Origin of the sequence: Colwellia sp. 5_MG-2023 (assembly GCF_030547795.1) — a bacterium.
Taxonomy (GTDB): Bacteria; Pseudomonadota; Gammaproteobacteria; order Enterobacterales; family Alteromonadaceae; genus Colwellia.
In genome coordinates this window covers 146,448-169,555 of record NZ_JAUOPW010000003.1, presented here as the reverse complement: position 1 = coordinate 169,555, position 23,108 = coordinate 146,448, and the positions used below count along the sequence as shown (strand labels likewise).

19 protein-coding genes and 1 riboswitch are annotated in these 23,108 nt (G+C 36.2%); of the genes, 13 read left to right on the top strand and 6 right to left on the bottom strand.

Going from position 1 to position 23,108, the window contains the following annotated elements; genetic code table 11:
* Positions 1-14 precede the first annotated feature (14 nt).
* On the bottom strand, positions 15-1,061 hold the full coding sequence (locus Q4496_RS03870) for a methyltransferase (RefSeq protein ID WP_303609971.1): 1,047 nt from the start codon (positions 1,059-1,061) through the stop codon (positions 15-17).
* 279 nt (positions 1,062-1,340) lie between these two features.
* A riboswitch (Lysine riboswitch) is annotated at positions 1,341-1,586 on the top strand.
* A gap of 129 nt (positions 1,587-1,715) precedes the next feature.
* Here Q4496_RS03870 and dapA point away from each other — a divergent pair.
* The 5 genes from dapA to Q4496_RS03845 all read left to right on the top strand — a co-directional run bounded on the left by dapA (position 1,716) and on the right by Q4496_RS03845 (position 6,789).
* Entirely contained in the window at positions 1,716-2,690 is a 975-nt protein-coding gene (gene dapA, locus Q4496_RS03865; protein ID WP_303609970.1) for a 4-hydroxy-tetrahydrodipicolinate synthase, read from the top strand.
* Complete coding sequence (locus Q4496_RS03860; RefSeq protein ID WP_159821485.1) at positions 2,687-3,436, top strand: 2,3,4,5-tetrahydropyridine-2,6-dicarboxylate N-succinyltransferase; 750 nt, start codon at positions 2,687-2,689, stop codon at positions 3,434-3,436. The genes dapA and Q4496_RS03860 overlap by 4 nt, the downstream gene beginning before the upstream one ends.
* A 236-nt stretch (positions 3,437-3,672) precedes the next feature.
* The gene (locus Q4496_RS03855) at positions 3,673-4,896 is read left to right on the top strand and encodes a PLP-dependent decarboxylase (RefSeq protein WP_215972177.1); all 1,224 of its coding nucleotides are present in this window, start codon (positions 3,673-3,675) and stop codon (positions 4,894-4,896) included.
* A gap of 67 nt (positions 4,897-4,963) precedes the next feature.
* A complete protein-coding gene (locus Q4496_RS03850; protein ID WP_303609998.1) occupies positions 4,964-6,172 on the top strand; it encodes a succinylglutamate desuccinylase/aspartoacylase family protein in 1,209 nt (402 codons plus the stop codon).
* 26 nt (positions 6,173-6,198) lie between these two features.
* Positions 6,199-6,789, top strand: coding sequence for a bifunctional 2-polyprenyl-6-hydroxyphenol methylase/3-demethylubiquinol 3-O-methyltransferase UbiG (locus Q4496_RS03845; RefSeq protein ID WP_303609969.1), 591 nt, complete (start codon positions 6,199-6,201; stop codon positions 6,787-6,789).
* 32 nt (positions 6,790-6,821) lie between these two features.
* Here the strand turns inward: Q4496_RS03845 and Q4496_RS03840 are convergent, their stop codons facing one another.
* Positions 6,822-7,895 carry a GGDEF domain-containing protein gene (locus Q4496_RS03840; RefSeq protein WP_252727393.1) on the bottom strand — a complete coding sequence of 358 codons (1,074 nt, stop codon included), beginning with the start codon at positions 7,893-7,895 and terminating at the stop codon, positions 6,822-6,824.
* A 259-nt stretch (positions 7,896-8,154) separates the two neighbouring features.
* Between Q4496_RS03840 and Q4496_RS03835 the strand changes: the two genes are divergently transcribed.
* Positions 8,155-8,277, top strand: a complete 123-nt coding sequence (locus tag Q4496_RS03835) for a hypothetical protein (RefSeq protein WP_289847522.1) — start codon at positions 8,155-8,157, stop codon at positions 8,275-8,277.
* Positions 8,278-8,309: 32 nt separating this feature from the next.
* Here the strand turns inward: Q4496_RS03835 and Q4496_RS03830 are convergent, their stop codons facing one another.
* Together Q4496_RS03830 and Q4496_RS03825 are read right to left on the bottom strand one after the other, a co-directional pair.
* Positions 8,310-9,176 carry a S1 RNA-binding domain-containing protein gene (locus Q4496_RS03830; protein WP_215972176.1) on the bottom strand — a complete coding sequence of 289 codons (867 nt, stop codon included), beginning with the start codon at positions 9,174-9,176 and terminating at the stop codon, positions 8,310-8,312.
* A 90-nt stretch (positions 9,177-9,266) separates the two neighbouring features.
* Positions 9,267-9,722 (bottom strand): TerB family tellurite resistance protein, encoded by a 456-nt coding sequence (locus tag Q4496_RS03825; RefSeq protein WP_303609968.1) that lies wholly within the window; start codon positions 9,720-9,722, stop codon positions 9,267-9,269.
* Between the two features lie 345 nt (positions 9,723-10,067).
* Between Q4496_RS03825 and Q4496_RS03820 the strand changes: the two genes are divergently transcribed.
* From Q4496_RS03820 to Q4496_RS03805, 4 genes are all read left to right on the top strand, one after another.
* On the top strand, positions 10,068-11,285 hold the full coding sequence (locus Q4496_RS03820) for an efflux RND transporter periplasmic adaptor subunit (protein ID WP_215972174.1): 1,218 nt from the start codon (positions 10,068-10,070) through the stop codon (positions 11,283-11,285).
* Positions 11,285-14,491: an efflux RND transporter permease subunit gene (locus Q4496_RS03815; protein WP_303609967.1), complete on the top strand. Its 3,207-nt coding sequence runs from the start codon at positions 11,285-11,287 to the stop codon at positions 14,489-14,491. The genes Q4496_RS03820 and Q4496_RS03815 overlap by 1 nt, the downstream gene beginning before the upstream one ends.
* Positions 14,492-14,741: 250 nt before the next feature.
* A complete protein-coding gene (locus Q4496_RS03810; RefSeq protein ID WP_303609966.1) occupies positions 14,742-17,186 on the top strand; it encodes a reprolysin-like metallopeptidase in 2,445 nt (814 codons plus the stop codon).
* Positions 17,183-17,617 (top strand): hypothetical protein, encoded by a 435-nt coding sequence (locus tag Q4496_RS03805; RefSeq protein ID WP_215972171.1) that lies wholly within the window; start codon positions 17,183-17,185, stop codon positions 17,615-17,617. The genes Q4496_RS03810 and Q4496_RS03805 overlap by 4 nt, the downstream gene beginning before the upstream one ends.
* Before the next feature lie 8 nt (positions 17,618-17,625).
* Here the strand turns inward: Q4496_RS03805 and Q4496_RS03800 are convergent, their stop codons facing one another.
* Positions 17,626-18,090: a chemotaxis protein CheX gene (locus tag Q4496_RS03800; protein ID WP_215972170.1), complete on the bottom strand. Its 465-nt coding sequence runs from the start codon at positions 18,088-18,090 to the stop codon at positions 17,626-17,628.
* 355 nt (positions 18,091-18,445) lie between these two features.
* On the opposite strand from Q4496_RS03800, the gene Q4496_RS03795 reads away from it, so the two are divergent.
* The 3 genes from Q4496_RS03795 to Q4496_RS03785 all read left to right on the top strand — a co-directional run bounded on the left by Q4496_RS03795 (position 18,446) and on the right by Q4496_RS03785 (position 21,929).
* Positions 18,446-19,522 carry an acyltransferase family protein gene (locus Q4496_RS03795; protein ID WP_215972169.1) on the top strand — a complete coding sequence of 359 codons (1,077 nt, stop codon included), beginning with the start codon at positions 18,446-18,448 and terminating at the stop codon, positions 19,520-19,522.
* Between the two features lie 104 nt (positions 19,523-19,626).
* Positions 19,627-21,006: a hypothetical protein gene (locus tag Q4496_RS03790; RefSeq protein WP_215972168.1), complete on the top strand. Its 1,380-nt coding sequence runs from the start codon at positions 19,627-19,629 to the stop codon at positions 21,004-21,006.
* 35 nt (positions 21,007-21,041) lie between these two features.
* Positions 21,042-21,929 (top strand): LysR family transcriptional regulator, encoded by an 888-nt coding sequence (locus Q4496_RS03785; protein WP_215972167.1) that lies wholly within the window; start codon positions 21,042-21,044, stop codon positions 21,927-21,929.
* On the opposite strand, the gene Q4496_RS03780 is transcribed toward Q4496_RS03785, so the two are convergent.
* Positions 21,926-22,807, bottom strand: a complete 882-nt coding sequence (locus Q4496_RS03780) for a DMT family transporter (RefSeq protein ID WP_215972166.1) — start codon at positions 22,805-22,807, stop codon at positions 21,926-21,928. The genes Q4496_RS03785 and Q4496_RS03780 overlap by 4 nt on opposite strands.
* Between the last annotated feature and the right edge of the window lie 301 nt (positions 22,808-23,108).

Sequence of the window (23,108 nt, the reverse complement as noted above, 5' to 3'; positions counted from 1 at the left end):
AGTCTGGTTGACCATTAATTAGCTCTACAGTGATAAATGTTAAATCCTTGTTTATTAATTAATCGTTTGGTTGTTCCTATGTATTCTTGCATGATCGGTAAATACTGTAAAAAACTATTGGCAACTATGGTGATATCTCCACGAGGCTCAATATGAGGCTTAATTCCTCTTAAAAAATCCTCACTTGCTTGATAACTGGTTTTGGTGCCTTGATGGAAAGGCGGATTAGAGACTATATGTTGATATTTTCCTGCTACGTTAGATAAACTATTTGAGGCAAAAACAGTACCAGATAAATTATTTAATGCGAGTGTTTTTTGGGCTGATGTTATTGCTAAAGCACTTACATCCAGTAAGTCTAATTGGGTAGATTCAAACTTCTTACCGATAAAACAGCTGATAACACCTGCACCACAACCAAAATCTAGCACTTTTCCTTGCATAAACTGAGGTAAGTTATCTAATAATAATGCGGTGCCAATATCTAACTTCTTCTGACTGAAAACACCTGGCAATGAAGCGATAGTAAGCGATATATTGTTGATATTAATTTGATATTGTTTAAACCAGCCTTCAATATTGAACGGCTTATTTAAATTTTCAGGGTTAACGATGCCGGCAAAGAGTAAACAATGACGTGCAGCATCTATTTTTTGACAATTCTGAAGAAATTCTCCGGTTAATTTAGTGCTAGATTGTATGCCACCTTTCTTCTCGCCTACTAAGATTACTTTAGCATCGTTGCTTAAATAAGGGGCAATCACCGCAAAAGTAAAAGCAAGTTCATCTTTGCTTTTTGGGAAGTTAATCACAACTAAGTCGTGTTGTCGTTCAGTTTTATATTCGCTAGCAAAACTTGTTTCGACCTGTTTATCAAATTTGTTTTTTATCGCTAAATAATCGACAAAATTAGTATTATGGCAACTTAATTGTGCCTCTGGATTATCAAGTAGATAGCTTTCAATAAAACCATCTGCCATTAAATTAATAAATAAGGGCGTTTTAGCCGATAATAGTGCACTATTTCGTACTAATATTTGGCTGATGTTTGAAGTTGACATAATGATGATTAACAGTGAATAAGTTAGAAGATAGTATTCTACTGTATTCAAGGTTTTTTCTATAGTCTGAATATTTCGATATTGACAGAAAAGTGATAACAATGTTTAAATAGCGGCGTCCCTAATTCAGATTTTTGATTTAATATCAAAAGTTCACCTCTAAATTATTGATATTTTAGATAAACCATCAAGATAAGTGTCAGCAATGTTTATATTTTATAAATGATGACGGCAGTTACTGATAGGAATACAAATAAAATGTTAATAGTTATGAGGAAAGGGGCCAGAAGAGGAGCGTTAACCAGGTAGTTATTATTTGCAATGTTATTTTGCACAGAGATCAAAATCTGATAATAGTAATGAGGGGGATTAGCGCCGAGATAAGTATTTGTTTGATAAAACACTTATCGGTTGTTTACCTTGGTGTCTAACCAAAGTTTAAGGGCTGAATCCCGACAACTGTCACTGATATTGAGCTACCTTAATAGAAGGTAGGTTATAATTGAGTGGAGAGCTTCTGGTCTTTGCATAAAAGCCAATAATAGCCTTAACATAAGGTTGTTATACTTAGCTCTTTATTGTGAATACCTTAAAGCCCTCCGAACTAATTTGTATTGTGCTTAAGCCGATATAAACATTATGAGTTCGAGAGCAATGAATACACAATCACCTACAAATATAAATTCCCAACTTATTGGCAACAGAAACCTTGACGCTTGTTCTTTATGGACAGCTTTAGTGACGCCATTTTTAGAAAATAATCAAATTGACTTTACTAGTCTAGAACGAATCGCAATAGCACAAGCTGAAGCAGGTAACGGTATACTGTTACTTGGTAGCACAGGTGAAGGTTTAGCATTAACCCGTGATGAGCAAATGAGTATTGTTGAGTTTGTGTGCAGTCTACAGCTTAATACACCGTTAATGGTTGCTGTTGGTGGCTCTAATCTAGCAGAACAAATTAACTGGGTTGATTATTGTAACCAGTTACCTATTGATAGTTTTTTACTTGGAACCCCACTTTATGCTAAACCTGGTGTCGTTGGCCAAACACAATGGTTTAAAGCTCTACTAGATGCTGCTAATTTCCCCTGTATGTTATATAACGTGCCTTCTCGTAGTGGCGTGGAAATTCCCGTTGAAACCTTACAAAATTTGCAAAATCATCCAAATTGTTGGGCAATGAAAGAGGCAAGTGGCGATTTACATAAATTTCTTAATTACCGTGAACAATGCCCAGGTGTAGCACTTTATAGTGGTGAAGATGCCATGATGCCATATCTAGTACCGGCAGGTGCGAAAGGTTTAGTCTCGGTCTGCGCTAATGCATGGCCTCAAGCAACACAAACGTATGTTCAACTATGTTTAGTTGGGCAAACCAACACTATGTTTCCATTATGGAACAGGGCTGTAGCAGCACTATTTTGTGTTGCTAACCCTATCCCAGTCAAAATGTTAATGCAGCAGCAACAAAATATTAAAACACCGATATTGCGAGCGCCATTAACACACCTTGAATTAACCGATAATACAGAGTTATTGGCATTTGATGAAAAAATTAATCAATGGTTAGTGCAAGCTAATCAATCTTCTTTTATAAATATACATGAAAATAGGAATATCGCATGAATTGGCAAGATGTAATAGCACAATTAGAAACTGGTGCACTACGCGCAGCAACTCAAGATGAAAACGGTAATTGGCATGCCAATGTTGAAGTAAAACAAGGTATTTTAGCGGCATTTAAAGCGGGTGAAAACATTGCTTTTGGTGATAACTATTTAGGTTTTGTTGATAAACATAATTTACCTGCTCGTCAGTTTACACCTGAGGATGGTGTTCGTTTAGTACCGGGCGGTTCATCTGTACGTGCTGGTGCTCATGTTGCTAAAGGCGTCATTATTATGCCACCAGCTTATATTAACGTTGGTGCATTTGTTGATACCGGTACTATGGTTGATAGCCATGCTCTAATTGGCTCATGTGCTCAAATTGGTAAAAATGTTCATGTTTCAGCTGCGGTTCAAATTGGTGGTGTATTAGAGCCGATCGGTGCTAGCCCAGTAATTATTGAAGATAATGCTTTCTTGAGTGCCGGTGTTGTTATTGTTGAAGGTATTGTAGTGAAAAAAGGCGCTGTACTAGCACCAGGTGTTTCATTATCTAAATCAGTACCAGTATATGATTGTGTTAATGAAGTGATGCGTGAAAAAGGCGCTGAAATTCCAGAAAATGCTATTGTTGTTCCGGGCACTCGCCCTGTAAAAGGAGATTGGGCGCAAGCACAAGGCTTGAACATGGCATGTGCGTTGATCGTTAAATATCGTGATGAACAAAGTGATGCGGCATTAGAGTTAGAATCTATCCTTCGTTAATTGTTCAACTTGTTGCTGTATAGTGCAAGTTAAGCGTTAAAGTACTTATAAATTCTTGGGAAAGTATTTTAATTTTCAAAGAATGGGCTAAACGCTTAAGCATAAAAAACACGGAATATTGATTGATGATCAATTCCGTGTTTTTGCTTTTAACTTGAACTATATAGCTTAAAGCTAGATTATTAATAATAATGAATTAATTGAAACTTACAGTGTAATAAATGAATTGAAATATTATGACTAAACCTACTTGGTTCGACACCAATCTTGAAAGTACGTTATTAGCTCATCAATCGCCCGAAGATGAACAAGGCTATTTTGTCTATCAATTAGATACGTTAAAAAAACACCTTGCGACATTACAGCAACAAGATGTGATTAAGCTTTGGTTTGCTGTTAAAGCCAATCCTTTATCTAAAGTTATTCAAACATTAGATAGTGAAGGGTTTGATTTTGATGTTGCTAGCACCGGTGAGTTATCACAAGTATTAGCACAAGGTGTGAATCCTAGCCGTATTTTGAATACAGGTCCCGCTAAATCTAAAAAACAACTTGATGCTTTTGTCAAAAAAGGTGTCGGTACTTTTGTGATTGAAAGCTTAAATCAACTGACTTGGCTTAATGAAGTTGTTAAGGAAAAGCCAGCTAGTGAAAAACCAACGGTATTACTGCGTGTACAGTTACAGTGGCCTGATGGTGAAAAGAATCCATTAGGTGGTAATAGCTTAACGCCTTTTGGTTTATCGGTAGAAGAATGGCAACACATTAAAGTAAGTGACTATCCCGAATTAAATATTTGTGGTTTACATATTTTTCAATGGGGCAACATGCTCAGTAATGAAAAAATGTATTCCTTATGGGGGCAAATGGTTAAGCCACTCACTGAACTTGCCAACGATATTGGTATGGAGCTAAAAATTCTTGATTTAGGCGGTGGCTTAGGTATCGATTATCTTGGTGAAGGTAAAACGTTAGCATGGCAGCAAATTATTTCCGATTTAGCTGACATTAAAGCCAAGGCTGGCGTTGATGAGCTTTGGTTAGAGCTTGGTCGTTTTGCGGTTGCTGAATGTGGCTATTATGTTGTTCCGGTAATTGATAGAAAAACTAATTATGGTCAAGAACAATTGGTGTTGGCAGCAGGTATTAACCATCTTATTCGTCCAGCAATAACAGATCAACCTTTTCCAGTTACCTTACTTCGTCAGTCGAATGAGTCAAGCCAATACTTTGATTTACATGGGCCTCTTTGTACAAGTATGGATAAACTTGGTCATTTATCTTTACCAAAAGATGTTGAGGTTGGTGATGAATTAGTTTTTGGTTATTGTGGTGCCTATGGGTTTACTGAAAGCATGCCGTTTTTCTTATGTCACCAATTGGCGGCAGAATATGTAATTCAAGAAAATAAATTAGTTGAAGTTAGAGCTGCGAAACCTGCGAGTTCATACCTTGCATAGTATTCGAATAGTATTCGAGTAATATTCGCGTAGTTTTGCCTATACCGGTTAATAAATGAGATAAATGATGAATACCTTCAAAAAAAGTATTATGCACGTTGGGGAAATGGCTAGTGGCGCTAAGTTAACCGTGCCTGTTTATTCGTTTGAAAGTGAAAAAAGTAATACAGCCTCTGGAACTCAAAGTACAGCGCCTAATGTTTATATTCAAGCAAATATGCATGGTGCTGAAGTACAAGGAAATGCAGTTATCTTTCAGTTGCTAGAGCTATTAAAAGATTGCAAAATTCAAAGTGATATTACTTTGGTACCTTATGCCAATCCTGTGGCTTGTAACCATAAAAATGGTGAATATACATTAGGTCGATTTGACCCTATTACGGGCGTGAACTGGAATAGAATGTACCATTTTGATGAGTCAATTATAGTACCTTTTGCTCAGCAAAATATTAATGCGAGTGAAGATGAAATTAGAGTAGGATTTGAAAATGTATTAATCGATCAAATTGAACAAAAGTTGGATCATAATATTTGGGGACTGACTACTGGTCAACGCATTGCTTATCAGTTACAACGTATGGCACATCAAGCTGATATAGTACTCGACTTACATACTGGCCCCATTTCAAGTAAACATTTATATTGCCCTGAATACGCGAAGGCAAGTGCTAGCTACTTTGATATACCTCATACCCTTTTTATTCCTAATGATTTCGATGGTGCAATGGATGAAGCAACTTTTTGTCCTTGGTGGAGCTTGCAACAAGCCTATAAAAAGTTAGATCGAAACTTTGTCATGGGCGAGGGGGCTTTTGCTAAAGAGAGTTTTACTGTAGAGCTGGGCTCTCAAGAGCAAATTGATTTGGATGTCGCGCATCAAGACGCATTAGGTATTTTAAGCTACTTACAGTACAAAGGTGTGATTGGGCTTAGTAGTTGCCTAGAAACCCCTTCTGAAGAGGTATCGTTACAAAAAGCTGAGTCATTAGGGTATCAACCTCAAGAAATGACACGCTATGCTTGTTATTTAAAAGACTATAAAGCATTGTACTCTCCTATGGGGGGGATGGTGGATTATTTAGCTGAATTTGGTAAGCCTCTACCCGCAGGTAAGCCATTAGCACGTATTTTAAGAATGGATAATTACGGTGATGGTAATCCATTACATAATGTTATTCTTGATAAAGATGTCCTTCCTATTTTACATTTCGCTTCTGCAAGTGTGAATCAAGGGACTGAACTTTATAAAGTTTTTACCAATTACTTTGAGATATAACGTCGTATAATTGCTGGAATTTAGGTTTGAAACATTCATCATTAATAGATAAATACTTATTGTCATCGCAGCTGCTAACGTTTGATAGTAAAGCGCAGGTACTCGATCTTGCCTGTGGTGAAGGGCGAAATGGTCTGCATGTACTTGAGAATGATATTAATGTTGTTTTTGCTGATATTAATGGTGAATCACTAAAGCAGGTTGAACAGGCCGTTAATCGTTTGCAGCTAAATACACAAAAGTTAGCGCAATATTGGCAGGTAGATTTTGAGCAAGATCATTTTGATCAAGTCCATTTTGATCAAGGTAACGATAAACCATTAAAGGCAGAAACCTTTGACGCTATTATGGTTTTTCGTTACTTACATCGTCCGCTGATGACGCAGATTAAAGCTGCTGTAAAACCAGGGGGCATGATTATTTATGAAACCTTCACAGAAAAACAAGCAAAGTTAGGCAGGCCTAAAAATTCTAATTTTTTATTAAAGCCTAATGAACTGCTTGAATATTTTTCAGATTGGAAAATATTGTATAGTTTTGAAGGAGAGGTTTTTACCTCACAAGGTAACCATGCGAAGCAAGCTATCGCACAAATTGTTGCTATTAAACCTGAATGATTTTAAAACTGGGCCGTAAGTGGAAGCTAGGTCTACAAATCGTCAGTAGTTTCTAGTTTAGGAAAAACTTGGTTTCTGCCTGCATCTTTAGCTTTATATAAGTGTTTATCTGCGCTATTGATCACTTCATCAATACTTTTCGTGCCATCGAATTGCTCAATACCCATACTCGAAGTTACCTTAATTGCTTTATCTTGATAAAAAGTCGTATGGTTTTGTATCTGACCTCGAATTTTTTCGGCCACAACATTGGCATTGGCAGCTGTTGTTTGTGGCAAAATAAATAAGAATTCTTCTCCGCCCCAGCGTGCAATAGAATCTTGTTCTCTCATATTAGACATAAATATCTTTGCTAGCGCTATTAAAATAGCATCACCAGCGTTATGCCCATATAGATCATTTACTTTTTTAAAATAATCTATATCGCATAAAATAATAGACAATGGATCTTCTTTACGTGATATACGAGCTTGTTCTTGTTGTAAAATAGCAAGGGCACCACGACGATTTGATAGCTGGGTTAGCGGGTCAAAATTAGCGAGTTGTTGATACTTTTCACTTAACCTTAATGCGCTTTTATATGAGCGTTCTCTAGAGTATTCATATAGTGCAGAGAGAGCTGTCACGGTTAAAAACGAGTATAACAAACGTAATTTAAATTCCATACTGTATGGCGCATGTGTCATAACATCTGTTGGTATAAACATTATAATACTGATAACGGCAACGAACATCGCAATATTGACTAAGCCGTATTTTAGACCTTGAATAAATAACGAGATAGGAGGAATGATAAATATCCATAATGGTCCTGTCTGTGCTACACCTCCAGTATAAACAAGGTAAAACATAAGAGAATAAAGCGAATATAGAACAATCGCAGAGCTAAATATCGAATTATTAAACTTTTTATAAACATAGTAGCCCATAAAAAATAGCAAACTTGAGCCAAATAAAGTTACAGCTAAGATATAAGTTTGGTTAAATAATGCGATAACCGCCATAGTGGCAAGGATTGACATGCCAACCAAAGAAAAGACAGCAACCACATGAGGCTGATATAATTCATCATCTGATTTGTTAGTTATTTTATGTGTTTTTTGCAAGATGTTGATCTTATTTTTAGCATATTAAGTATTGGTCAATAAAGAAGCATATCAGGTTTTTCGCAACATAATAACTATCTATTTCATTGAGTGTGGAATAAGTATAAGACTCAATTTATTATTAATAAGTTATGCCAAGTAGGTTTATTTTTATATATCACTGATTATTATATTTGATATAGATCAAATAAACCTTTTTTTTCGTTTTGTTAATCGTTAGACTACGCCTGTTTTTTTTCCTATTAAGGGTATCCTCACAATGTCACAGAATGAAGATTTTAAAGATAGTACAGGTTTCGGTTTAATTTCGTTAATTTTAGTAGCGTTTATTGCTTTCCCTCTACTGCCTATGCTTATGGGCTGGTTTACAATGTTACGTTAAATTGTAAAGATGAAAGTAGTCAAAAGGATTGACTACTTCAACCTAATTCCATCTTTCTCTATCGTTAATTTACCATTTTTCAGCAAATTACCCACTGTAGCCTTGAACGTTTTCTTACTTACCCCAAGCGTTCTTTGTATTAATTCTGGTGCACTTTTGTCGTGCAGTGGTAGAAAACCATTATTCTTTTGTAAAGCGTCAACAAGTTTATCTGCAAAGCTCTTTACTGTGTTTTTACTACCACGAGTTAGAATAAGATCTAAGCGACCATCTTCGCGAACTTGTTTGATGTAGCCATCTATTTTCTTACCAATACGTAATGGTTGAAAAATTTCATTGTCGTAAAGTAAGCCCCAATGTAAATCGTTTACTATGGCTTTGAAGCCTAGGTCAGTTTTTCCGCCTATAATTAATTTTACCTTGTCACCTTGTTGATATTCTGCGGGCCAAATATCAATAAATTTATCAAGTTTACTTGATGCAGCAACACGCTCTGTACGTTGGTCAAGAAAAATGCGTACTAAGTAATACTTTCCAACTTCCATTTCAGAATGTTGTTGATTATAAGGAACAAGTAGATCCTTCGGTAACCCCCAGTCCAAAAAGGCCCCCATTTTATTTACTTGTACTACTTTTAAGGATACGAACTCACCTACTTGACCAAGTACTTTTTCAGTGGTTGCTGAAATTCGCTCTGCCGAATCTAAGTAAATGAAAACCTTAATACTATTACCAATTTTACAATCACTTGGCACATGTCGGTTCGGAAGTAATATTTCACCTAAATCTCCACCGTCTAGGTAAACTCCAGTTGGCGTTACTGCAACAACAGTAAGTGTATTGTATTTTCCTATTTCAACATGAGGTGAGTTGCTAGGTTGTGCTGTTGAATCTGTCATTAAAAATGCCGTTATAAGTAGGGAAAATATTGATGAGTATAATAACCGATTCTCTTACGCATTAATAAATTATTTTGGTGGTAAATCTATTCATTTGGCAAACTGTTCCGCTGCAATTTTAGTTGCAATATATTCACTGTGTCTTAAATGAAGTAAATCAGCGATTTTTCGAATGATATGTTCTTCAATACTTGCTAATTCACCATCAGCATAGGCAACTTTCCATAATAATGACACAATTTCGATCCTATCATCTAAGGAGTAGTGTTGATTTAATTTAGACGTAAATTGATAAAAATCACTAGCATTTTCACTTAACTCAAAAGCTTGTTGTAAAACAGTACTGACTTCTTGGACATTCAGGTTGAATTGTTTAGCTAAAATATTGCTAAGGGTATCCTGTTCACTTTCGGTAAAAACACTATCCGCACGCATTACCTCACAAAGTAGTACCGCAGAAGCAATCTCTATAGAAAGTTGACACTGAGTATTGTCAGCTTTGGAATCTAGTAAGTTATTGAAGAAGTCGGTTATTTTATTAAACATGATTAATCCTTTCGTACAAAAGTTGTTAATTTAACAGGTATTATTTGTGAAAAGTTAAAAAGTGGTGAAATAAGCCAATAAGTGACTTAATTATTTAGTGTATGATATTTTTATCTAAAAATCTCTTTTTAAATAAATATTGCAATATATTGATAAATAAGGGATAAATATACAGAATTGGTGTTTTTGGTTTTTTTTTACAAATAGGCGTGTTTTTTGTAATAAACAGTAACATGTTTGATAAATTTCGTTATACCATATTCGTTATTGTTCATTCAGATAATCAGAGAATTGATATTCGTTTTCTGTATAAAAATAAAATTAGATTATTAAAGGGATAAAACAGTGGCTCGTAAAAAACAAATTATCATACCTATCGCCATTTTAGCTATTGGTATTGGTGCTTATATTGGTTTTTCTAGTATGAAAAAACCACCAGAAGAAAAAGCTGAAGTGGATAATACACCAATCGTTGAAGTTAAAAATATTACTGTCATGCCAATGACGATGAAAGTAAGCTCTTATGGCGTTGTAAAACCCAAATATGAAACAACGATTGTTGCGCAAGTAAGTGGTGAAGTTGTTGAACTAAGTGATACATTCGTTCGTGGTGGTTTGGTTAAAAAAGGTCAATTATTAGCTAGAATCGATCCTAATGATTATCATGCTGCGCTTATTGACGCTCAGGCAAATATGGCATCGGCACGTGCTGCATTAGAAACTGAAGTAGCACAAGGAAAGGTTGCTGAAAAAGAATGGCAACAGATAACGGATACCTCGCCTACTGAACTAAGCCTGCGCAAACCGCAGCTTGCACAAGAGTTAGCGAATGTTAAATCTGCTCAAGCAGCTATTTTACGTGCCGAGCGAAATTTACAACGTACTGAAATCAGAGCACCTTATGATGCTATGATTAATAGCCGAAGTATTGGCTTAGGCTCCTTTGTCGGTGTGGGCAGTGAAATAGGAATGTTATTAGGTACGGCTATTGCCGAAGTTCGCTTACCTGTTGCCGATAACCAGCTACAATATCTTATCGATCAAGGTTTACAATCAACGGTAAATTTATCCGGTACATTTGCTGGTGAAGAAATACAATGGCAAGCGAAAATAGTGAGAAGTGAAGGTGTTGTTGATGACAATAGTCGAATGACCTACCTAGTCGCCGAAATTCAAGATCCTTATTACCTTAATCATAGTAACAAAGAGCATGATCTGCCGTTACGTTTTGGCTCTTATGTGACAGCTAAAATTTTAGGTATAAATATTGAACATGCGAGTATTGTCCCTCAATATTTAGTCGTAAACGAGCAAGTTGCACTTTTAGATAGCGAGTCAAAACTTCATTACGCCGATGTTAATATTGTTCGTCAAGAAGGAGGGGATGTGGTTATCAATAAAGGGTTACTTGATGGTGATCAGTTGATCGTGTCTTCATTAGATTACCCTGTAGAAGGAATGAAATTATCATTAGTAACTGATATACAAGAAAAAACAAATGATAACAGTAGTACATCACCAGAAAAAATTGATGTTGTTAATAATGAAAACGAAGGGGAGTAATGATGAGTTCTCTTTCGGATAGTAGCGCAAAAACAGAGAAGAACCCCTCAAAAATTGATGAGTCTATTGATACTAATACCGGTATTATTGCTTGGTTTGCCCGTAATACTATAGCAGCTAACTTGTTAATGGTTTTTATTTTGATTGGTGGCTTTTTAACCATAAAAACTATTGACAAGCAAATGTTTCCACAAGTAAAAATCAACTGGGTTTCCTATGTTGCGCAATATCCTGGCGCAGCCCCGCAAGAGGTAGAGGAAGGTATTACCATTAAGATCGAGGAGGCACTGAAAACAGTGCAAGGTCTTAAACGTGTAATTACTTACTCTAACAGAAATTTTTCTAATGGTTTTTTTGAAGTAGAGCTCGATTACGATCCTCAAGTGGTACTCGAAGAAATTAAATCAGCGATTGATTCCATTTCAAGTTTCCCTGATGGCATGGAACGCATTAAAGTTGAAAGAGAAAAGTATCGTCAAGAAGTTATGTACCTTAGCTTGTATGGTGATTTAACGAATAGTGAATTAAAAGAACTAGGGCGTAAAATTCATCATGAAATTCAACAATTACCTAAAATAAATATTTCTGAAATCTATAGTGGCTTAGATTACGAAATTTCTGTTGAAGTCAGTAAGGACAAATTGAGAGAGTATGGTTTAAGTTTTGTCGATGTAGCCAATGCTGTACGTGGCTCATCTCGAAATATGTCTGCTGGGCAAATTCGTGCCGAAAATGGTTATATAAACCTTAGGGTCGAGAATCAAGCTTATCGTGGTCATGAGTTTGAACAAATCCCTATTATTACATTGGCTGATGGTACTAAAATATTATTAGGGGATGTTGCTACAGTGATTGATGGCTTTGAAGAAGGCATTCAATACTCTAAGTTTAATGGTAAGAATTCAGTTACCTTGTTTATTGGGGCAGCCGACAATCAAAGTATTACTGATGTTGCTCAGGTAATTAATAGTTATGTAAAGAGCAAAGACAGTGTTTTACCAAAAGGTGTGAAGTTAGAGACATGGGTTGATATGACCTACTACCTTGAAGGCCGTTTAAACATGATGTTAAGCAACATGGAAAGCGGCGCGGTATTAGTCTTTATTATGCTAGCACTGTTCTTACGTGTACGTTTAGCATTCTGGGTGATGATGGGGTTACCTGTGTGTTTTCTAGGTACGCTATTAGTGATGCCAATGGAGTTTGTTGGTGTCACTATTAATATTATTAGCCTGTTTGCTTTTATTCTTGTACTCGGGATAGTTGTAGATGATGCGATTGTCATGGGGGAAAGTGCGCATGATGAAATAGAAGAGCATGGACATTCAACCGAAAATGTTATTCGTGGTGTTAAGCGTGTCGCAATGCCCGCTACCTTTGGGGTGTTAACTACTATTGCGGTATTTGTACCTTTCCTTTTTGGTGAAGGGCCTTCTTCTGCATTTGGTAAAGCTATTGGTGCGGTAGTTGTACTTTGTTTAATTTTTTCTCTGATCGAATCGAAACTCATTTTACCTGCGCATTTAGTTAAAATGAAAATAAAGACCTTTAACCCTAAAAATCCGCTAGATAGGCTTCGTCGTTGGATTGATATTAAATTAAAAGCTTTTATTGACACTATGTATCGACCAGCATTAACAATGTGTATTGAATATCGTTATGCGGTGTTAATGTTTTTTATTAGCTTAATGTTGTTAAGTGCTGGCTTATTTGGCGGTGGTTTTGTTCGATATATTGGTCAGCCTCAAATCCCACATGATTTTCCTAGTGTCAGTATTGAAATGAACGTAGATGCTGCTGAGAAATCCACATTGGAAGTATTGTTGAATATTGAACGTATTCTTTACGCCGTTGATGATGATATTCAAGCACAATATGGCAGTTCAATGATTGCTGATATGCAGGTTGATTTACGTAGCCGTACTAGTGGTAATGTGATGGTTAAGTTAGTTATTCCAAAAGAAAGGGCGATTAATACTTTTGAATTAGCGGATTTATGGCGAAAAGCTATTCCTGATTACCCTGGCGTTAAATCGTTATCTATCAATGATAATTTATTTGGCGGCGGTCGCGATGATGGTGACGTTGCTTTTAAATTAGAAAGTACTGACGATGCACAATTACTCGCAGCAGCAAACGACTTAAAGGTTAAACTTAATTCGTTAAAAGGTGTTGGTGATGTTAATGATTCTCGTCAAACCAGTGCTAAAGAAGTTCAGTTGGAACTTAAGCCATTAGCTTACAGTTTAGGGTTAACTTTAGCTGAGGTAGCATCACAAGTTAGCTATAGTTTTTATGGTCTTGAAGCACAACGTATTTTACGTAACAGTGAAGAGATAAAAGTGATGGTACGCTATCCACTTGAGCAACGTAGTAGTATTGGCCATGTTGATGATGTGATGATTCAAACGTCTAATGGTGCTGAATTACCATTATCTGAACTTGCTGAAATATCATTAACAGATGGCGTTACACTTATTCGTCGTGAGGGTGGTAATCGTACAATTAATGTTTGGGCAAGTGTTGATTCTGAGCAAGTTGAACCATTTGAAATAGCCAAAGATATTCGTGATAACTATATTCCTCAACTGTTAAGGCAGTATCCGAGTGTTCAAAGTGAATTGTCGGGTAGTATTCAGGAAGAAATGGATAGCGCAGGTGAGCAATTCAGAGACTTTATGATTTCGTTAATGGTTATTTTCTCTTTACTTGCCATTCCGCTAAAGTCCTACTCACAAGCGTGTATGATTATGGTGGTAATTCCTTTTGGTGTGATTGGTGCTGTATTTGGGCACTTTATATTAGGGATGGATTTAAGTGCATTATCCATTATGGGAATTTTAGCGGCATCAGGGGTTGTGGTGAATGATTCCTTGGTAATGGTTGATTATGTCAATAATGCGCGTAAACGTGGAGAGCGTTTAAAAGACGCTGTTATCCATGCAGGTACTAAGCGCTTTAGAGCAATAATGCTAACCTCATTAACCACTTTTATTGGTTTAGTGCCTATCATCTTCTTTGAAACCAGTGCTCAGGCGCAAATTGTTATCCCAATGGCAGTATCCTTGTCGTTTGGTGTGCTTTTTGCCACTGTAGTTACGTTAATCTTTATTCCAAGTTTATATGTGATTATTGAAGATTTACGTGGTGTTTTTAGTCGTAAAAAGAAACAAAAGTCAGTTAATAATCCGGTTACACAGGCTTAAACAAAGTCTCAACTAGTGTATATATTTTGCTACGTTGAGTTTTGTTAGCAAGTTTTAAAGTAAAGCCACTGCATTGTCAGTGGCTTTTTTGTTCTATACTCGTTAATCTTAGCGCATAGGATAAAATCTTAATTAATGATATCAAGCGTTAATTAAGCCACAGTGGCAAGAAGATTAAATCGAGTCGTATGCTTTCCAACTAAAAACATCTTTTGATGACAAATAACTATTTTACTATCGAGCGGTCAGTATGAATTTACAGAAAAAAGCAAAACTATTAAAAAAGGTTACTTTTGGGGGTGTATTAGCATTATGTACTCAAAGTGTATTTTCAACATTGGTTTATGCTCAAGAACCAACCGTGAAAGCTAAAAGCATTTTTCATCAAGATACTAGTTCAGGCTTATTAACGCTCAACACACCAGAATTACAAACCGCTTTGTTTAGTGATGATAAGGCGATAATCATTGCATTACCATTACCTAGTGGCGCACTCGTTAATTTTGAATTAACGCCTGAAAGTGTGATGTCTGAAGGGCTTGCTAAAAAATACCCTCATATTCGAACATTTTCGGGGGTAGCGGTTGATAATAGCAACAATACCGGTCGTTTTGATATTACATCCAATGGTTTTCATGGCATGTTTTATTATAATGGAGAACGGGTTTTTGTTGAGCCTGAAAATATTTATATTGAAGAAAAAGCAGCCCAGTCTTTAGCAAAAAGCCAATCATCAATAGTAACTTCAGAAAATGCTTCTCCTGTAAAGGTGCAACGCGTCTTTAATAGTGTAAATGCTAAATATACAAGTTACATTAAAGAAAATAGCCGAGTACAAGATAAAAAATTACTTACCTTTCATCAACCCAAAAATATTACGCAGTTATCTACCGCTTTAGAAAGCTTATCACGAAATAAAATGAGTAAAGAAGAAGGTGCTAACAACACTGAAAGTGTCTTAACAACATATCGTATCGCTATATCTGCAGCGGCAGAATATACAGAATTTAATGGTGGTACAGTTGATACTACTATGGCAGAGATAATCACTTTAGTTAACCGGTTAAATCAAATTTATCAGCATGATTTAGCGATAAAATTAGAGTTAGTCGAAAATAATGATTTGTTAGTTTTTACCGACGCAGAAACAGATCCCTTCAATAATAACAGTGATGATGGCGGGCTAAATACAGGTGTTATTAATAGTATTATTGGCAGTGATAATTATGATATAGGTCATGTGCTTAATACTGATGGTGGCGGTTTAGCTGTGCTTGGTGCTGTGTGCCACCCAATATATAAAGGTGATGGCGTTACTGGCGACTTAAATCCTACTAATGATGCTTTTTATATCGATTATGTTGCTCATGAGATAGGCCATCAATTTGGTGCTGAACACAGCTTCAATGGTACAGGAGGAGCTTGCTCTGGTAATCGTGTACAACGCTCAGCTTATGAAGTGGGTAGTGGCTCAACAATTATGTCTTATGCAGGGCTTTGTGATGATCAAAATCTACAGTCGCATTCTGATGCATTTTTTCATGCAAGATCAATCGATCAAATACATGCTTATTTAGAAAGTAGCGTTGGTGACAGCTGTGGTATTGCTTCTGTTGATAGCAATAATGTCGCTATTGTTGACGCCGGTTTGGATTATACTATTCCGGCACGAACACCATTTAAATTATCAGGTACCGCTACAGATGTTGATGGCGATGAGCTGAGTTATAGTTGGCAACAATTTGATTTAGGGGAAAAAAGTGCTTCGCTTGCCGAGCAAGTGGACGATGGAACACGACCTTTATTTCGAGCTTTTCTACCAAATGAACATGCCACTCGATTCTTTCCACAATTATCAAACGTACTTACGGGCACTCATACTATCGGGGAATCATTACCCACCACAAATAGAGACCTTAACTTTCGTTTGATGGTTTTTGATCAAAATGGCGGTGTTAGTTATGATGAGACTACATTAACGGTTGTTGATTCAGGAGAAGCTTTTTCTCTTAATACCCCATTAGCAGAAGATGTTTGGACAGAAAGTGATAATAATATAAGTTGGCAAGTTGCTCAGACTGATACCTTACCTATTAATTGTGCGGCTGTTGACGTTTTACTTTCAAAAAATAATGGAGAAAGTTTTGATATAACGCTAGCTAATAATATAAGTAATAACGGTAATGCTACGCTATCAATAGACAGTTTTTGTCCGAATGACATTAATACTGCTGAAGCTAGAATTAAGCTTGTTTGTAGTGATAATATTTTTTATGCCGTAAACCAAGGAGCCTTTAATATTAATAAGGCATTAGCTGCTAAGGATCTTGTAATTACTAGCCAACAAGCTATCTCGCTTGTTCAGGGAAACAGTATTGAGTTAACCAATGCATTATTTACTTATGCATGTGAAGCGGCAGATTCAATAACAATTCAAGCGGGTGATAATTATACTTTCCTAGGGCAAACGGTTACGCCAAACAGTGATTTTTCTGGCGAGCTTGTAGTGTCTGTTGTGATAAGTAAAGACAATGTCAGTAGTTCCGTACAGCTGGTTAATCTTACCGTTGAAGCAAAGACAGAGCCTACCTCAGAGCCTGAAGCAGGCAATGATAAATCATCTGGTAGTATGTCTTGGTTATTATTATTCACCTTTGCGTTACTATGGCGTCAAAAAAGGAGTTGTAGCAAATGAAATGGAGCATCCTAACGTTAGTCGTGGCCTTTTGTGCGAGTTGTACAAATCAAACTTTTGTTGATAGCACAGCCACAACTGACACTAATTTAGAAGAAACAATGCAAGAAAGTACACAGGAAAGTAATCAGACACCGGCAAGTATCTTGGAACATACTGATGAAGAAAAGCTAAACCAAGCACTGGCGTTAGCAATAGAAAATAAAGACTATCGGTTACAGACTACGTCAACAAGAAGTATCAATATTCCTGGCGTACACCCTAAAGATTATCAAGCAATGATTGCATTATGTGGAAAAAAATATAACTCTAATACGGGGGATGTTATTCGCTCTGAAGAGGAGCGATTAGCGCGTAAAAAAGAGCTCAATTTTATGCGCCAATATAACGAGAGAATGATAACTATATGTCAGGAAAAGAGCAGCCAATAGTCAATTAATTATTCATCAAAAGAAAATTCAATGTAGGCCTTACCCAGTTCGCCTCGTAGTGCGATAACGACGACAGGTCCTTTGGATTTATGATGAATGCTATGATTTTTTCCAGAAACAACAATAGGGGTTGCCATATCAAAATCAAAGCCCTTTTCACTAAGTAAACGTTTTGCGCCACCAGTAACCATATTAGTGATCTCACCCACTAAATCTGTTATTTCGTCATTTATCTCATCGGGTGCTTCGCCAACCATTCCCTTCATTGTTGCTAGTGCTAAAGGAGCATCAAATGTAATAGATAGAGAGCCTTTAGCTTCAGGACTGATCATACCTATTAACCCTGATACATCACCCATCGAGGTTTCATCTTTTTTCAACGTTGGCTTTTCTGGAATTAATTCCATATGTGCCATTGTTGACATTACATTAAGCATTGATGATAAAAATGGGTTAATAAACTCTACTCTCATGTAGCTTTCGCGCCTTTAGTTATTTGCAATAGCTTGATTTTGCACACTTCTGAAACAAATGTAAATCAAACTGGACTATTTATTTATATTAATCGATTATTCGAAAGTAAACATAGCCACTTTTGGCGATTTATGGTGATGTTAGATTAAATATTAGACTCGCTTAGCCTATACCTTATAAAGGTAAACTTGAACGATGCAAGCTCTTTATCGCCATTAAATTAAGAACTAACCTTAGCTCAAGTTTGTATTAAGTATTTAATTAGCCAAAACCATGATGATCATTTACATTAACTAAATGATAGCGTTGTCATTTGAGACAAACTTTACTTTAACTACTTTAGGATTTTGATTTATGACTCGATATCTTGCTCTTGATGCTTTTAGAGGTATTACGATTGCCTTAATGATTTTAGTTAACACGCCTGGTACTTGGGGACATGTTTATGCACCACTTTTACATGCAGATTGGCATGGTGCTACGCCAACAGATTTAGTGTTTCCATTTTTCTTGTTTATTATCGGCTCAGCGATGTTTTTCTCTTTTAAAAAAAGTGATTTTACTGCGAATTCAGAACAATTTTTAAAGATCCTTAAACGTGGCTTTATCATGTTCTTTATTGGTTTTATGCTAAATGTAATACCTTTTGATACGCCACTGGAAGATTTACGAATTATGGGGGTATTGCAACGGATTGGCATAGCATATGTGATAGCCGCCAGTTTAGTTTTATTGTTAAATCGTCGTGGTATTTTTATTATCTCAGGAGTTATTTTGCTTGCTTACTGGGGCTTATTGGTAAGCGTAGGAGAGGCAGGTTTAACGCTAGAGGGGAATATTATTCGACAGTTCGATTTAGCTATCTTAGGTGCCAATCATATGTATACGATGCGTGATGTTAGTTTTGACCCTGAAGGCCTGCTGAGTACTATTCCTGCAGTAGTGAATATGTTGCTAGGGTTTGAATTAACACGTTATTTAACCAGTATTAAAGAGAAAAAATCGAGTGTTATTAAACTTATTATTATTGGTAGTCTTGCGATAGGGCTTGGCGCTTTGTGGCATCTTGTACTGCCTATTAATAAACCATTATGGACGAGTTCATATGTAATATATACGACCGGATTTGCATGTCTTTTATTAGCCATATTTATTTGGTTAATTGATATAAAAGGTCATGAAAAACTAGTGTCGCCGTTACTTGTGTACGGCACAAATCCTTTGTTTGTTTATGTATTGTCATTTGTATTCGTAACGACTTATTTGATAATACCTGTAGGAGATAGTAGTTTGTATCGTTGGTTATATGAACAATATAAGCTTTTTGCTGAACCTACATTAGCGTCATTTTTGTTTGCATTGTCGCATGTGATTTTATTTTGGTTCGTGTCGTTGAAGCTTTATCAACATAAGATATTTATTAAAATATAAGTTTTGAATTAAGCCTTTGCTTTATCTGAAGTATTAAGGTTAGTATGATTTAAATAAAAGGGATAAAACGTTAGTAATATTATTATCAAGAGAAGTATTAAAGAGTGAAGAAAATTAAATTATCTCAAGATGAGAATTTATCTATTAAAATCAGTCATCAGCTGTCGCCACAGGCGTTACAGCGTATTGATCTTTATTTTTCATTACCTGTTGAAATGGGCATAAGTCCAAGCACTTTAAACGCTGAAGATTATTTCTATAGCAATATTACAAGCCATAGTGCTTATCATTCAGATCAAGTGCATCTCCCTTTAGTGCGAAGTCGTTTTATCAGTCAACGTTTTGAAGGCGAAGATGATGGTCAGAGCGACTATCGCTTGAACCTGAATTTATACTCTTATCAGTTAAAAATAGCGCTTGATACTGACATCAAACAAACCTTGAAATTGAAAAATGCAGAAGAGTTTTATCCCGCAGCTATTGAAGTAGCAGATCAAATCGCAGGTTTAGTGAAAAAGTTACGTCGCTATACCCCCTCTGATACTAAGCTAAGTTCTTTTTTTGAGAATGCCGATAATTACTTAAGTTGGCATATTGAGCAGTCATTCTTAAAATTACTGTCTAAAGGTCCAAAAAGTAGTGAATTTACGGCTGAACGAGAGTATTTATTTGCTTTTTGCCGCGGAGAGAATGCTTACCGTATCGAATGTAAATATAACTCTCAAGTAACACTCGAAGATCCGAATCGTATTACCAATAAAATGAGGTTATTACAGCGTTTAATTGAGTACGGTATTGTATTTCAAAAGAAAACTCGTTATTTGGATTTACATTTAAAACGTTTAGTTCGAGGTACTGTTACCGCTGTGATTATGGCGTTTGTGATGGTATTAGTTCTTAATGCTCGTTCAAGTTTTACAGAAGTAACCGTTGCGTTAATTGCTTTTTTAGGCGTTATTTATGGCTTACGAGAAACATTTAAAGAAGATGTTACCAGTTTAATTTGGCGTAAAATACAAAAAGGCCGACCCAAATGGCAAAACTTATTTCGTCATAGTGTTAACCAAAAGCGCATTTTAAGTCAGATATTATGGCTAGAATATATCAATACCAAAGATTTGCCCAAAGGCGTGAATGAATTACTTCAACAACGTCGGCAACAAAATAAACAAGCTGCGCGTTTACTGCACTTTAGGTGTGATAATAAAGTATTGTCTAAAGAATTTTTGCCCGGTTTTGATGAAATACAGCAGCAAGTGTTTTTTAATTTAACACCATTTGTTCGCTTTTTGAAAAAAGGGGCTGGCCGTTTATATAATTTAGAAGGGCAAAAAATATCAAGTCAGGCCGTTGAACGACGATATCAAATTAACCTGATTCTTCGCAATGTCGATCATGATGGTGAGAATATTCAGCGATTTAAAATTACGTTAAACCGTAGCGAAATTGTCAATATTGAAGCTATATCGGGTTCAGATACCTAAAAATGTGATAATAAAAGTAAAGGTAGTAGGACGTAGTGAAAGCTAATTTTTCTCTTGATGATTTGCGCTGTTTTTGTGCCGTAGCAAAGTTAGCGAGCTTTAAAGATGCTGCAATTAGTCTTGATATGCCTCTATCAACTCTAAGCAGGCGAATAAAGCAGTTAGAATCCGATTTGCAATTAAGGTTATTAAACCGCGATGCACATCGGGTAACATTAACCCATACAGGGGAACAATATTTTTTACGCTCTAGTGCTTTATTTGATGAACTTGATGACATTGATCACGATCTCCATAAAGATAAACATCAAGCCAAAGGAAAAATAAGAGTTACAGCGCCTATTTATTCGGGCACACAATTCTTACGACCTATTTTTTATGATTTCTTGCAGGAAAACCCCGAAATTCAATTAGATTTGCGGTTTTCAAACAAATTAATTGATATAGAAGAGCAGGGTATTGATGTGGCATTTAGAATGGGCAATCCGGCACTTGAAAACTGGATTGTGAGACCATTAAAGTACACCCACAATATTTTATGTGCTCACGCCAACTATATCGCTGATGATATTACTCACCCTGAACAGTTATCCAATCACGCAACTATTATCAGTTATCCTTTGATACCTTGGCGATTACAAAATCAAGAAACAAATGAGGAGTTTGATTACCATCCTAATAAATCTGTTCGTTTAGAAGTAGATGAAATTCAAATGGTTACACATGCAGTTAAAGCTGGGCTCGGTATCAGTTATTTACCTGATTATTTAGCATTACCTTTAATAGAGTCAGGTGATATAAAGCGCATTCTTCCTCAGTGGCAGAGTAAAGATCGCGCGTTTTCTATGCTTTATCGCGATCGCAATAATATGCCACTGCGTGTAAGGCTATTTATTGAGTATGTTTTACACAATTTCCATTAAACTTTATTTCTACCAATAATAACGGTTGCTATACCGCCTAAAACGAGGGCACAAGCAATAATCAGCCGCATAGTTACCGATTCAGATAAAAATATAACACCACCAATAGAGGCTATAACTGGCACAGATAATTGTACTACAGCTGCTTCCGTAGCAGATAAACCTGCTAAAGCAATATACCAAAGTGTATAGCCAAGCGCTGAAGCCGCCGCTCCGGATAATATCGCTAAAATAATTCCTTCAGTAGAAATTTGTATATGAGGAAACATCACAAATGCCAGTATTACAACAAACGGGATAGTGTAGCTAAAATTAACCGTAGTATCTCGTAGTGGAGTAATAGAGCCGCGGCCCGTTAACGTGTAAATTCCCCAAGCCACACCTGATATTCCCATTAACACAAAGCCAAATACGCTAGGTGTTGTAACGGTTGGATAAATTAAATAGGCTAAACCAGAAAAAGAAACAATAATGCCGATCCATTCGGTTTTATGTAATTTATTCCCTGAAATGATACTCGCAATGATCATGGTAAGCTGAACAGCACCAAATAATACCAGCGCGCCTGTACCTGTATCTAAAGAGACATACGCCAATGAAAAAGTGATAGCGTAAGTAAATAGCATCAGTGCCGCTTTCCAACTACCTCCCTTTGTTAGTTGTGTATTGTTTTGTTTTTTTGATTTCATATTAAATAAAATATATAAAACGAATAACATTACTGCGCCTGATACCAGACGAATTGCTGTAAAGCTTGAGGCATCAATAGCGCTGTCTTTTAAAGCCATTCGCCCTAAAACTGAATTCGCAGCAAAGGCGATTAACGCTGCTACTGTATACACAATAGTCTTGAGGTTTTTATCTGATATCTTATTCAACTGAGTACCTACTTATTAGAATATAACGTGTCGCTAAATGATAAAATTTTTACAGTCATTACTTTAGCGAAACTTAATTAAATACAGGTTAACTTCTTTGTTAAAAGACTACCAGTGTCTTCTACATATCAGCTTTACTGTAAGTTGTTTGATGAAGGTTCTAGATTCATTGTATACTACGCCTCCATTTTTAAAGAATAGGTATTAGTATTGAATACCATCATTCTATTGGGGTATACCAAATTGAGAAAGGGTATAAATATAGCGATATTTTATTTATGAACTATTCTACCCCAACTAA

Bases quoted from the DNA above. Each gene is read 5' to 3' on its own strand.
- Q4496_RS03800 (WP_215972170.1), bottom strand. From the start codon at position 18,090: ATGAGAGTAGAGTTTATTAACCCATTTTTATCATCAATGCTTAATGTA.
- Q4496_RS03860 (WP_159821485.1), top strand. From the start codon at position 2,687: ATGAATTGGCAAGATGTAATAGCACAATTAGAAACTGGTGCACTACGC.
- Q4496_RS03855 (WP_215972177.1), top strand. From the start codon at position 3,673: ATGACTAAACCTACTTGGTTCGACACCAATCTTGAAAGTACGTTATTA.
- Q4496_RS03810 (WP_303609966.1), top strand. From the start codon at position 14,742: ATGAATTTACAGAAAAAAGCAAAACTATTAAAAAAGGTTACTTTTGGG.
- Q4496_RS03795 (WP_215972169.1), top strand. From the start codon at position 18,446: ATGACTCGATATCTTGCTCTTGATGCTTTTAGAGGTATTACGATTGCC.
- Q4496_RS03805 (WP_215972171.1), top strand. From the start codon at position 17,183: ATGAAATGGAGCATCCTAACGTTAGTCGTGGCCTTTTGTGCGAGTTGT.
- Q4496_RS03850 (WP_303609998.1), top strand. From the start codon at position 4,964: ATGAATACCTTCAAAAAAAGTATTATGCACGTTGGGGAAATGGCTAGT.
- Q4496_RS03830 (WP_215972176.1), bottom strand. From the start codon at position 9,176: ATGACAGATTCAACAGCACAACCTAGCAACTCACCTCATGTTGAAATA.
- dapA (WP_303609970.1), top strand. From the start codon at position 1,716: ATGAATACACAATCACCTACAAATATAAATTCCCAACTTATTGGCAAC.
- Q4496_RS03815 (WP_303609967.1), top strand. From the start codon at position 11,285: ATGATGAGTTCTCTTTCGGATAGTAGCGCAAAAACAGAGAAGAACCCC.
- Q4496_RS03870 (WP_303609971.1), bottom strand. From the start codon at position 1,061: ATGTCAACTTCAAACATCAGCCAAATATTAGTACGAAATAGTGCACTA.
- Q4496_RS03825 (WP_303609968.1), bottom strand. From the start codon at position 9,722: ATGTTTAATAAAATAACCGACTTCTTCAATAACTTACTAGATTCCAAA.
- Q4496_RS03835 (WP_289847522.1), top strand. From the start codon at position 8,155: ATGTCACAGAATGAAGATTTTAAAGATAGTACAGGTTTCGGTTTAATT.